This window comes from Pseudanabaenaceae cyanobacterium SKYG29, assembly GCA_025055675.1.
In the GTDB taxonomy this organism is placed as follows: domain Bacteria; phylum Cyanobacteriota; class Cyanobacteriia; order Pseudanabaenales; family Pseudanabaenaceae; genus M5B4.
In genome coordinates this window covers 26,737-38,829 of record JANWWT010000006.1, presented here as the reverse complement: position 1 = coordinate 38,829, position 12,093 = coordinate 26,737, and the positions used below count along the sequence as shown (strand labels likewise).

Sequence of the window (12,093 nt, the reverse complement as noted above, 5' to 3'; positions counted from 1 at the left end):
AGTGTTGTTCTCCTTATACTTGGTTAGAGACCCCTCCCCAATTAGGGAAGGGTGGGGGGATGTTAGGCGTTGACTAGCTGTTTAGCTTTGTCTTGGGCGATCGCTTTTTGGTATTCTTCTTCGCCTGACAGGATGCCGTATTCGACAAGCAGTTCTTCCAGCTCGTCCATGGAAATGGGAGTGGGGATGGTAAGGTTCTTGTTGTCGATGATCTTCTTGGCTAGAGCGCGATACTCATCTGCTTGCTTGCTGTCGGGAGCGTATTCAATTACCGTCATGCGGCGCAGTTCAGCGTGTTGTACGATGTTGTCGCGGGGAACAAAGTGAATCATTTGGGTGTTGAGGCGCTTAGCCAAGGTTTCAATCAATTCAATTTCCCGATCGACCTTACGGCTATTGCAGATGAGACCACCGAGGCGTACACCACCCGAGTAGGCATATTTCAGGACACCACGGGCGATGTTGTTAGCGGCATACATTGCCATCATTTCCCCTGAAACAACGATGTAGATTTCTTGGGCTTTACCTTCCCGAATGGGCATAGCAAAACCACCGCAGACTACGTCCCCCAATACGTCGTAGGAGACAAAATCTAGGTCTTCATAGGCACCGTTTTCTTCCAGGAAGTTGATAGCAGTGATGATGCCTCGTCCTGCACAACCAACACCAGGTTCAGGACCACCGGATTCCACACATTTCACCCCGCGGTAGCCTGTCAATACGACTTCGGAAAGCTCCAAGTCTTCCACTGTGCCCCGTTCTGCTGCTAGGTGCAAGATGGTGGTTTGGGCTTTACTGTGGAGCATGAGACGGGTAGAGTCTGCTTTGGGGTCGCACCCAACAATCATCACCCGTTGTCCTAGCTCTGCCATGCCGGCAATTACGTTTTGGGATGTGGTAGATTTACCGATCCCACCCTTGCCATAGAAGGCAATTTGTCTAATTTGGTCTGTCATAATTCTCTCCTAGAACTGTAGTTGTTGCAAAAATGAACTGTGGTTGTAATTGGTGAATGAGCCTGATTACCCCCAGGGGGCGATCGTTCACCAATGATTAAGAGAAGAGAAAACATAGAACCTCCCAATTGGATTACACAGCTTCCACAACTAAAGAAGGCAACACCTCTTGGCGGAGGCGTTCTTCTATCACTTCTTTGAGGGTGACCAAACTACTGGCACAGCTGCCACAAGCACCCTTGAGATTGACTAAAACCCGATCGCCTTCCACATCAAACAACTCCACATCCCCGCCATCTTCCTGCAAGTAGGGGCGTAAACTTGCCAACACGGACTGAATCTTGTTAATCTTTTGCAGATTGGTCATGCTGCGTTGAGCAATCATGCTGGCGAGAATGTCATCAATGGCACTCAGACAAGAACCACATCCTCCCCCCGCCTTGATGTAGCTAGTGACTTCTTCTGTGCGGGTGAGATGATTTTCCCGAATCACTTTGCGGATACGTTCTTCACTGACACCAAAACAAGTGCAGACTAAAGTTCCTTCATCTTCTTCGTGCTCCGGGAGGGAGATACCACGGTAAGTGTAGATAGCTTTTTCTAGGGCTTCTTGTCCCATTACTGAACAGTGCATTTTCTGCTGTGGTAACCCGCCCAGGTAGTTGGCAATATCTTGGTTGGTAATCGCTAGGGCTTCATCCAGGGTCAATCCTTTTACCATCTCCGTTAAAGCGGAAGAAGAAGCGATCGCGCTGGTACAACCAAAGGTTTGAAACTTGGCATCAACAATCCGATCGTTTCTTTTATCGATTTTGAGATGGAGGCGGAGGGCATCTCCACAGGCAATACTGCCCACTTCCCCTCTGACAACGGCAAATTCCGGGTCTTGTGTGTCTTCGATTACACCCTGATTGCGGGGATTGTAGAAGAGTTCCAATACTTTTTCACTGTAGTCCCACATAACAACCTCCTATGCCGAAGTAACCAGGGATTCTGTTCTCTGCTGTAGCCACTCTCCTTCGTCGGATTGGAAGGGCGACAGAGCACGCAGTTTAGCGACAATGGTGGGCATGACTGCCAATAATCGTTCTACTTCTGCCAGAGTGGTATAACGGGAAAGACTAAAACGAATAGAACCATGTAAGACGCTGTAGGGCAGACCCATTGCCCGCAAAACATGGGAAGGTTCTAGGGAATCAGAAGTACATGCCGAACCCGAAGAAGCGCAAATCCCCTCCCGATCGAGCAATAACAAAATCGCTTCTCCTTCAATGTATTTGAAGCCAATGTTAGAGGTGTTGGGTAAACGGGGGCTGCCTTTGCCATTGACGACTGTATCAGGAATGGTAGTGAGAATACCTTGTTCCAAATAATCCCTGAGGGCTTGTACCGCTAGCATTTTTTCTATGTTTTGCCGTGCTAGTTCGGCTGCTCGTCCTAATCCCACAATGCTGGCAACATTCTCTGTGCCACCCCGCCGATTTTTTTCCTGATGTCCACCGATTAGTAACGGACGGAAACGGACACCCCGTCGGATAAACAGGGCACCTACTCCCTTGGGGGCATGGAACTTATGACCAGAGAGAGTGAGAAAATCGATCGGACTATTTTGCAAATTGATGGGAACTTTGCCTACCGCTTGCACGGCATCCACATGGAAGAGAGCACCATGGGATTTCACTAACTGTCCAATCTCTTCCACTGGGAAAATCACCCCTGTTTCATTGTTGGCATACATGGTGGAAACAATCGCTGTATCCCCTGTCAAGGCTGCCTCTAGTTCCATGAGGTCGAGCATGCCCTTGCTATCTACAGACAGATAGGTGACCCGATAGCCCTGTTTTTCCAGTGTTTTGCAGAGATTGAGGACGCAGGCATGTTCTACTTGGGTAGTGATAATATGACGACGATCGGGGAAAGAAGCTAATGCCGAGCGAATGGCAGTATTATTTCCCTCTGTGCCACAACTGGTGAAGACAATTTCTGCAGGTAAGGCACCAATGAGATCAGCTACCTGTTCTCTTGCTGTTTGCAGAGCTTTTGCTACCCGCCCACCAAAACTGTGCATACTAGAAGGATTGCCATACAACTCGGTGAGATAGGGCAACATGGCTTCCACGACTTCGGGGGCAACGGGGGTAGTAGCATTGTTATCTAGGTAAGTGACTGTCATAGCTGACCTCCTTGCGTTTGACGTAACCGCTCCAGTAGTTTGTTGTAGTTGGTGAACCATTCCTGCCAATAGGAATTAAAGTCTTGCAGATAGTTGGGGGAGTTGTTTTCAAAGATGCCCCCACAGCAGTATTCAGGCAGGTTACGACATCGATCGCACAATTTTTCATCTAACCAATAGTGGGAGCCATTCTTTTTAATTGCTCCTTTGGGACAGCGTCTGAGACACTCCTCCCAACTCATGTATTCATTAATGGTTTTGTAGGGCATAATCCACCTCCAATTGTTTGCGCATAAACTGGGTATAAAACTTGCGCGCTACTACCTCAATCACGTCATAATCTTCGAAGGGTTCAATGCCTTTCTGACGTAATTTCTCCTGGGGACAGCTACCAATCTTGCTGCAGAGAACAGCTTTGCAATCTCCGATTGCCTGTAGGATATTGTCCATTGTGGCTTCTTCTCCGTAGCCGCCTTGACAGTAGTGAGCAACCTTGCGATGACCAACAAAATTGACACTGTTGGCATCTACTTCATAGATGAGGAATTCCTTGGCATGACCGAAGTGTTGGTTGACTAACCCACCGCCCTTGCTGGCAACGGCTACCAAAATCTTGGGTGTGGGCTGAGCATTTTGCCTTGCCAATTTTGCCTTTTCTTCTGCTAACTCCCGTTTACGCAGTTCAATGCGGGCATGGACAATCTGTCTTTGTTCAGGGTCATACTCCGGTTGCATATGCATGATTTTGTCCTTTGTGAATTCCTGCGATCGGTCTTCGCCCAAAAGACCCACTGCATCAGCCCGACATTGCCGACAGTGGCGCATCATCTTCATATTGCCGGCGCACTTATCTTGCAAAGCCTTTAACTCCTGGGGAGTTGGTCCCCGCTGCCCCGTCAGTCCGAAGTAGGTACCATGTTCACGGGCAGAAATTAGAGGCATGATGTTGTGTAAGAATGCCCCCTTCTCCCGAATGACCTTATTTACCTCTATGAGATGTTGGTCATTAATCCCTGGAATCATAACGGAATTGACCTTGCAGAGAATATCCGCCTCTTGCAAAGCCTGTAGTCCTTCCATTTGTCTTTCCAGGAGAATCTTTACCCCTTCCATCCCTTTAATTCTTTTGCGCTGCCAGCGAATCCAGGGATAAATACGGGCACCAATCTCGGGGTCGATCGTGTTAATCGTGATTGTGACATGGTCGATGTTCAGCTCTTTAATCCGATCGACATAATCAGGCAGATTCAAACCGTTAGTAGAAAGACAGAGCTTAATGTCGGGTGCTTTTTCGGCAATGCGGGCAAAGGTTTCAAAGGTTTGCTTGGGATTAGCTAGGGGGTCACCAGGTCCCGCAATACCAACCACCGTCATTTGGGGAATTTTGCCTGCTATGACCAAGACCTTGTGGGCAGCCTCCTCTGGCGTTAAGACCTCACTAACCACACCGGGACGACTTTCATTAGCGCAGTCATACTTGCGATTACAGTAGTTACACTGAATGTTACAAGCAGGAGCCACCGCCACATGCATCCGTGCGTAGTGATGATGAGCTTCTTCGCTGTAACAGGGATGTTTAGCAATCCGCGCTTTGATTCTTTCATCCCGATCGGCAATCTTATCCGCCACGTTCTGCTTAGTACAGTTGCAATTACTGAGAGAAGTTGATGCTTGCAATTCCATGACTCCTGCCTTGCTAAATGAGTGAGACAGTTATAGCACCCCCCAAATAGCCGCTCTATTTTGGCAGAAGAGATAGGGTTATTTAGTGTATTAGTGATGTACTCAGTCACCCATTCCTAGTAATGGGGGCATAGAAATAATTTTTATCCCCCAGGGAACTAGTATTTCACTGTTGTAGGTAACTGTATTTCTAGCTGAATGCTAACTATGTGTACTCTACCAAATACTTGCCTACAGAGACTTTCCCCTCCTTGGTAGTCAAAATTACTTGCACTCACTCCCATCGTCCACCCCTGTATCACTAAGTAGTGAATTGTATCTTATTTTACTGACATTTGTTATTTCCTTTGTTCCAAAGCTTTGGTATCAAATTACACCAATTTTTCTGTATTTAATTATACTATTTAGGTTGTGAGTACATTTTCTCTTCTAGGGGATACTCGGCTATATGGCGGCGGGGGGCTAACTATCTGTGAGTACAGATACGCTAACTATTGCTAGATAAATACCATTTGTTGTAGCAAATACCGCTGCCCGTCAGCAGTTATTTTTCCTTTCTCTTGGTGATCACAACCCCCAAACCTGACCTGGATAGGGTTTTGCCTGGGGTTAGGCAATCTGAGTACAGAGTAATAAACCAAATAACCTATCTCTGGCACACCTTGGTTTTAGCAAAAACAGTCTGCTAGAAGGGGAAAAATAGGGAAAAAGGAGCTAAGAGAAATGTCAGACTTTACTTTGATAGCAAAGATAGATTCATTACCAGCGGGAGAGAGATGGAATGTATGTCATCGCTTGCAGCAGTTATCCATATCCTGTCAATGCCCTGCTGACGGATGTTTATGTGTACAGATTAACTGCAGCTGTGAAATTGCCTTGCTCTGTATGACAGTGTTTCAATGTACAGGTTCCCGCAAAGACCATTTAGCATGGTTAGAAAGATGCTGGCAGCTATCAACATTACCAGTAGACAGTGGAGGCTAAACCTATGACGATCGCTATCTTTTTCTTGATTTACTTTGTCCTCTGTATTCTCTTCGTTAATGGACTGTTCTATCTAGTGGAGTAAAGGGCGCATGACGAACGCTATTACAATTAACGATACTACTCTGCGCGATGGGGAGCAAACTGCAGGTGTAGCCTTTACCTTGGCAGAAAAAGTCGCCATTGCTCATCTCCTCGACCAAATTGGTATTCCTGAAATCGAAGTAGGCATTCCCATCATGGGGGGCGAAGAGGCAGAAGCGATAAAAACGATCGTGCAGGCCGGTCTAAATGCCCGAATAATCGGTTGGAATCGCTGCAACATTGCTGACTTGGAAGCCTCCCTTGCCTGTGGACTGGAGCGAGTACATATTTCTGTACCTGTATCGGATTTACAAATAGCTATAAAATTTCAGGGCAGCCGATCGGCAATGTTGGAGCGGCTAAAAAACTGCATGGCGTTTGCTAAATCCCACGGCTTGTTCGTCTCCGTGGGGGGGGAGGATAGTTCCAGGGCTGATCCTCACTTTCTGGCAGAGGTAGTTTTACTAGCCCAGTCCTGGGGGGCAGAACGGTTCCGCTATTGTGATACTGTAGGCAGACTTGACCCCTTTGGCACTTACGAGCGCATCCAACAACTGACTAAAATAGTGCAAATTCCCATTGAAATGCACACCCACAATGACTTAGGGATGGCAGTTGCCAATGCTTTAGCGGGCATCAGAGCAGGGGCACGATCGGTCAATACTACAGTCAATGGACTAGGGGAAAGAGCAGGCAATGCTGCCTTAGAAGAAGTAGTAATGGCGCTGAAAGAAATCTACGGCATTAAACTAAACATCAACACGCAAAAATTTTGGGAATTATCCCAATTTGTCAGTACAGCGGCTAACTGTCCCCCCCCTTTTTGTAAACCAGTGGTAGGGAAAAACACTTTTTGCCATGAATCGGGTATCCATACCCACGGCATGCTTGTCGATACTAACAGTTATGAACCCTACCCCCCAGAGGAAGTAGGACGTAGTCGGCAACTAGTAGTTGGCAAACACTCAGGCAGACATCTAATCATGCATTTGTTAGCTACAGCAGGAATCACGGTTACAGCCCAGGAAGCCCAGGAAATTTTAACGATCGTACGGGCACGGGCAACCCAAGCAAAAACTGGTTTAGCAGTGGAAGATTTAATTAGAATTACCCAAGAAGTGAAGGAGAAAAACTATGGCTAGGAATGAATTAGACTTTCCCCCTGTATTTGAACTAGGTGACAAAGTACGCCTGCTTAAATTGATCAGAAATGATGGTACCTTTCGTGGTCGAGAAAGAGGAGAGGTTTTAGCCCGCCCAGGGGAAATTGGCTATGTCATTCACATTGGGGATTTTTTACAAACCTTTTACATTTATGCCGTCCACTTTCTGGAACTGGGGATTGTAATTGGTTGTCGTTACAACGAGTTAGAGCTTGTAGAGTAATATTCTGTTAAATCAGCTACGAAGCCACTGTCCAATTATTAAAATATTGTGAATATGTTTACTAGCCTACAAAAACTCTTGGCGGCTAGGGTTATAGTCTGCTTACTCACCCAGAAACGCCCAGGGGGTAATAGCCATGGCTTCTAATAATTCCTGTACAAGTTGCCCCATCTATTCCTTGAGCACCAACGAATTTGAGGAATTATCTTCCTCGGAAATCATATCAGTGAGTCCTAGCCCCCACTGTCATAGGGTGTACAAGTGTTTGAGTAATTTAGTGACTAATCCTAGTTTTAAGACCGCCAATATTGACTACCCCCCAGCCAACGTCACGCTATTCCAAAATGGCAAGAATCAGCCCTTTGCCTCCTGTTTAGTCATTTGGCAAGCTTGTAACTTAATGACTCATCGCCCCTTCCACAACTGGCAGCAGGAGGGAGACTATATCTATTGCCACTACGCGGGACGATCGGGCAAGTTAATTTACCGCTTACCTAAGGGGACAAATCCCCTAGAAGATATAGACATCCGATCGGTTTTAATTCACCTCTTACTGGCTGCCTGTGCCACGCAGAAAAAGCGACCCTGGGCAGAAGAAATAGTAATTAACGATCGGGTTATTACTGAGTTTTTGGGATTACACCAACGGCGGGACATGAATCGGTTAAAAAAGCTGTTGTTAATCCAGTCCCTGATTGAGCAAGTGCGGGAATTAGAAGTAGAAATTTATTGGGAACAAAGGGGGAAAATCAAAGCTATTCACATTCCTAACGAGCCAATTTGGTCGATCGATACCACATATCATATCTCTGCTACAGATGAAGGCTTGCGTTACCTAGTTGGTCTATCGTTCAAAGTCTTGGCAGGCAAGTGGGCAGCTTACTTTCTCAATCAAGAGGAAGCCCGTAACAGAACTGCCTACTACCAGTACAGTTGGTTACCCATTTCTTTGCCCCCTAAGATTATGAATCTCTGGCAACGCCATGAGGGGGCAGTGGTGATGCTACTTTATCTGTTGTTTAAGTGGCGAGTGGGAAGTGATCGGAGTGCTAAAGTTGCCACCTTGTTAAAACAGGTTTATGGGGAAGACTATCTGCAAACAGCCTGGTACAAGGCGGATGTCAGACGCAAAATCATCAGTACCTTTGAAGCAGACATGGAGCAGTTATTTTATTATGGGTTGAAGCCAGTATTTGATAACGATAGTTATCCAGAAGAGATACAACCAGACTGGTTAACAGTGCAACAGATTCCTGATGACCCTGAGGAAGCCTTGCAGTATTGGATAGAAGATGCCAACGAAAACAAAATCAGTACTAATTCTAAGAAGAAGTGGATGGGGCTGCTCAACGCTACCATTTCTGATTTTGAACTGCCCGATGATTGGCGGACAGAAGTCCCAAAAGCAAAAGCTAAACCCAAACCAAGGACTACTAGTCTCTCCTCTCCCTCTGAGGCAGTTACTGGAGATATGATTAAACAGGCAAGGATGCAACAGGGTATTAGTCAACGGCAGCTTTCCGCTCTGTTAAACAAAAGTCAGAGTTGGATCAGAGACATCGAGTCAGGTAGGTATAAGATTAAACAGAAAGATGTTGCTCTCCTGTCATCAATTTTGGGCAATATAAAAACTAGCTGAGGAGATTTATCCGATCGGGGCGCAGATGGACAATCCAGGGTTGGGGGTGGTCTTTCAGTTCCTGCCATCTTTCTTTGAACACTTCCGCTTGCAGATGATAGTCATCCCCATCGATCGGTGGCGTACCCAGTTTCAGATAGATAGTCATGCGGTGGGGAGTCTCACTTGTCCACACTGGCCAGGCAGGAAAAGTATTAGGTAAACATTCCGCTGCCGCTGCCAAAAAGGTAATCTGATGTGCCCTAATGCCAACGTGGGTATGGCTAGCTAGGACTAATTCGGTTGTCTGTAAAGTACATCCCCAGGCTAGAGCCTTGACTCTGTGGTTATCGATCGGTTGCATAGGGGAGAAATTTTTACACCCTGTGAGTTGCGCCACCACCAATCGACCGGGATGTGCGAAAATTGTCTGTTTATCGCCAAAGGCAACAACTTGACCCCGATCGATGACTAACAACTTTTGACAAACGCGGTAGGCTTCTTCTAAATTGTGAGTGACAAATAGAGTCAGTCCGTTGAAGGTGGCAAGAGTTTTAATCAATTGTTTTTCCAATTCATTACGCAAGTGAGTATCCAAGGCTGAGAAGGGTTCATCCAGCAACAGTAGATCGGGTTGGGGAGCTAAGGCTCGCGCCAGAGCCACTCTTTGTTGTTGTCCCCCTGACAGTTGGTGGGGATAACGCTGGGCAAACTCCGATAAATGTACTTGCTCTAGTTGTTCATACACCAATTTTTGTCTGGCGGGTTTAGGTAACTGCCGCAACCCATAGGCAATATTTTCTGCTACCGTGAGATGGGGAAACAAAGCATAGTTCTGAAAGACAAAACCAACTTTCCGATCGCGGCTGGGCACATTAATACGTCGAGTAGAATCATACAAGGTGCGTCCATTGAGGATAATCTTTCCCTGCGTAGGATTGGCAATCCCCGCAATACAGCGGAGAGTCATACTTTTACCTGAACCGGAACTGCCTAATATGCCCAGGGTCTCCCCTGTCAGCGCAAAACTTACTTGCAGGTTATAGTGGGGAAGCTGCTTCTCTATATCGACGATCAATTCCATCGGGGTAATCCTCTAGGTGTTGTTGACTTTGGGGATGCTGCGTTTCTAGGAGCCTGACCCACCACAATAAACCAAAAGCGATCGTGGTCATAATCAGCACCATGACATTTGCCAGCCCGTATTGTTGCATTTGTACCGCGTCGTAGATAGCTAGGGGTAAAGTCTGTGTACGTCCAGGAATGCTCCCTGCCACCATCAGCGTTGCCCCAAATTCTCCTAGCCCCCGCGCCACACTCAAGCCAAACCCCGCCAGAATACCGCGGTAGGCTACAGGGATAGTAATTCGCCATAAAACCTCCCACTCCGTCGAGCCTAGGGTACGCGCTGCTGCTTCCAACTCAGGATTGACACTGGCAATTGCTGCTCTGGTAGATTCCACCATCAAAGGTAAAGCCACCACTGCGGAAGCAATTCCCCCCGCCTGCCAGGTAAACAACAAGTCAATACCCAACCATTCCTTGATGGGGCTACCCCGTCCTAGAGCTATGAGCAAGAAATAGCCCACCACACTGGGTGGTAAAACTAGGGGCAAGTTGAGCATAGTAGAAAATAGAATTTGACCAGGAAATTGCACACGGGCGAGAAAAATGCCCAGGCTGAGACCAAAAATTAAAATCAGACCACTAGCAAGAAGAGTAACTTGTATGGAGAGGAGGGAGGGTTGCCAGATCATCGGATTGGTTCCTCCCCAGGCAAAATGAAACCGTACTTGCGCATCAGGGGTCTACCTTTCGGTCCGTTAATGAAAGCAGCAAATTGTTTGGCTAACTCAGGGTGGCGGGCGCTTTTGGGCACCACTAACATTTGCTCTAGGGGCTGATGTAAGTTATCAGGAATTAGCACCCACTTGCCAGGTCGATTCACACTAATGGAAAGAGCCACAATTGCTGCATCTACGTTCCCCGTTTCCGCATACTGTTGCGTCTGGCGAACATTTTCTCCCAGTACCAGTTTGGGTTGGATACTGTCCCAAATGCCCACTGCTTTTAGAGCTTCCCTAGCCGCTACACCATAGGGAGCATGGTCAGGATTAGCAATTGCCACCCGTTTAATTTGGGGGTCCATCAAATCCCTAACGGTTTTGAGGTCATAGTTAGCATCCTGCCGTTGCCAAATCGTAATCCTGCCTACACCGTATAAAGCCTTTGTCTCAGAGTGTACAAGACCTTTTTTGTCTAAATCTTGCACAAATTTTTTGTTAGCAGCGGCAAATAAATCGACGGGTGCACCCCGCTCAATCTGCTGTGCTAATTGTCCTGTCGAACCTAGATTGAATACAACTTTGTTACCCGTTTCTTGCTCCCACAACTTACCAATTTCAGGAAAGACATAGTTCAAATCTGCTGCTGCCGATACAACAATTGTAACAGGTCGCTTAGCTTGGGTAGCCTCCTTAACTAGCTTCTTACCGATCGCTGGCATTCCCCCTGCTACAGTTAAGGTCAAGCATACTAGAATTAAAAAGTGCAATCGCCTGCTTCCCATTGACAGCCACCCCTTTGGCTTAGGACTGAGTTACCCAGTTTAGTTCCCAGGGTGCCATGACCTTTCTGTTATTTCTGTAGTCTATTAAACAGAATTTTCTAAGCAAATCTATTGTTTAGAAATGTGTATGCTGTCTCTCGTAGTTTATCAGGAATGAGTGTTAATTGTGTAATGTACTCACCAACATTCTAGTAATATCCTGCACGACTCTTGCTGCTGCTTAAGGGCAAGTTGCTGTTGCCGCTGCTGGTTTGCTGCATTTGACTACACAGCCTGATAGTTTCTCCTAATAATGCAAGTCAATGAGTATGGCAGATTTTTGCCACCCTAAAATTCACTACATCTAACCAGCCAGTCGATGGGAATCGGTTTTTATTTGTAAAACAGGGCGGAATTTCTGGAGTATCTGCTACCGATCGGTTATCACTCCTTTCTCCTGGTAGTAATTGCGAGATGTGCAGACCTCCATGGGTATTTGCTTTAAAACGATCGTTTTTTATCGACTAAATTTGTTAACTGTATGGCTGCATACTGACCATCAGCTACTGAGGCCGAGTTATGGCATCAGAGAATGCAGTCCAGGGAATTGTCAGTAGTTCCCCTCCTTGCAGTTAATAGCCCCCGTTTGTTTCTGGGAATT

At 46.7% G+C, this 12,093-nt stretch carries 11 protein-coding genes and 1 pseudogene; 3 read left to right on the top strand and 9 right to left on the bottom strand.

Annotated elements, in window-relative coordinates; translation table 11 throughout:
* Positions 1-62: 62 nt before the first annotated feature.
* The 6 genes and pseudogenes from nifH to nifB all read right to left on the bottom strand — a co-directional run bounded on the left by nifH (position 63) and on the right by nifB (position 4,758).
* Positions 63-956 carry a nitrogenase iron protein gene (gene nifH, locus NZM01_10240; GenBank protein ID MCS6960410.1) on the bottom strand — a complete coding sequence of 298 codons (894 nt, stop codon included), beginning with the start codon at positions 954-956 and terminating at the stop codon, positions 63-65.
* Positions 957-1,089: 133 nt separating this feature from the next.
* The gene (locus NZM01_10235) at positions 1,090-1,323 is read right to left on the bottom strand and encodes a NifU family protein (GenBank protein MCS6960409.1); all 234 of its coding nucleotides are present in this window, start codon (positions 1,321-1,323) and stop codon (positions 1,090-1,092) included.
* Between the two features lie 3 nt (positions 1,324-1,326).
* Positions 1,327-1,917, bottom strand: a pseudogene (nifU, locus tag NZM01_10230) (Fe-S cluster assembly protein NifU).
* A 9-nt stretch (positions 1,918-1,926) separates the two neighbouring features.
* The gene (gene nifS / locus NZM01_10225; protein MCS6960408.1) at positions 1,927-3,129 is read right to left on the bottom strand and encodes a cysteine desulfurase NifS; all 1,203 of its coding nucleotides are present in this window, start codon (positions 3,127-3,129) and stop codon (positions 1,927-1,929) included.
* Positions 3,126-3,398 (bottom strand): hypothetical protein, encoded by a 273-nt coding sequence (locus tag NZM01_10220; GenBank protein MCS6960407.1) that lies wholly within the window; start codon positions 3,396-3,398, stop codon positions 3,126-3,128. The genes nifS and NZM01_10220 overlap by 4 nt, the downstream gene beginning before the upstream one ends.
* Positions 3,379-4,758: a nitrogenase cofactor biosynthesis protein NifB gene (nifB, locus tag NZM01_10215; GenBank protein MCS6960406.1), complete on the bottom strand. Its 1,380-nt coding sequence runs from the start codon at positions 4,756-4,758 to the stop codon at positions 3,379-3,381. The genes NZM01_10220 and nifB overlap by 20 nt, the downstream gene beginning before the upstream one ends.
* A 1,130-nt stretch (positions 4,759-5,888) precedes the next feature.
* Here nifB and nifV point away from each other — a divergent pair.
* The 3 genes from nifV to NZM01_10200 all read left to right on the top strand — a co-directional run bounded on the left by nifV (position 5,889) and on the right by NZM01_10200 (position 8,905).
* Positions 5,889-7,022: a homocitrate synthase gene (gene nifV / locus NZM01_10210; GenBank protein ID MCS6960405.1), complete on the top strand. Its 1,134-nt coding sequence runs from the start codon at positions 5,889-5,891 to the stop codon at positions 7,020-7,022.
* Positions 7,015-7,266, top strand: a complete 252-nt coding sequence (locus tag NZM01_10205; protein ID MCS6960404.1) for a nitrogen fixation protein NifZ — start codon at positions 7,015-7,017, stop codon at positions 7,264-7,266. The genes nifV and NZM01_10205 overlap by 8 nt, the downstream gene beginning before the upstream one ends.
* A 136-nt stretch (positions 7,267-7,402) precedes the next feature.
* Positions 7,403-8,905, top strand: a complete 1,503-nt coding sequence (locus tag NZM01_10200) for a helix-turn-helix transcriptional regulator (GenBank protein ID MCS6960403.1) — start codon at positions 7,403-7,405, stop codon at positions 8,903-8,905.
* On the opposite strand, the gene NZM01_10195 is transcribed toward NZM01_10200, so the two are convergent.
* From NZM01_10195 to modA, 3 genes are read right to left on the bottom strand one after another with little or no spacing between them, the layout of a single operon-like run.
* Positions 8,898-9,968 carry a sulfate/molybdate ABC transporter ATP-binding protein gene (locus tag NZM01_10195; GenBank protein MCS6960402.1) on the bottom strand — a complete coding sequence of 357 codons (1,071 nt, stop codon included), beginning with the start codon at positions 9,966-9,968 and terminating at the stop codon, positions 8,898-8,900. The genes NZM01_10200 and NZM01_10195 overlap by 8 nt on opposite strands.
* Complete coding sequence (gene modB / locus NZM01_10190; GenBank protein ID MCS6960401.1) at positions 9,925-10,641, bottom strand: molybdate ABC transporter permease subunit; 717 nt, start codon at positions 10,639-10,641, stop codon at positions 9,925-9,927. The genes NZM01_10195 and modB overlap by 44 nt, the downstream gene beginning before the upstream one ends.
* Positions 10,638-11,453 (bottom strand): molybdate ABC transporter substrate-binding protein, encoded by an 816-nt coding sequence (gene modA / locus NZM01_10185; protein MCS6960400.1) that lies wholly within the window; start codon positions 11,451-11,453, stop codon positions 10,638-10,640. The genes modB and modA overlap by 4 nt, the downstream gene beginning before the upstream one ends.
* Between the last annotated feature and the right edge of the window lie 640 nt (positions 11,454-12,093).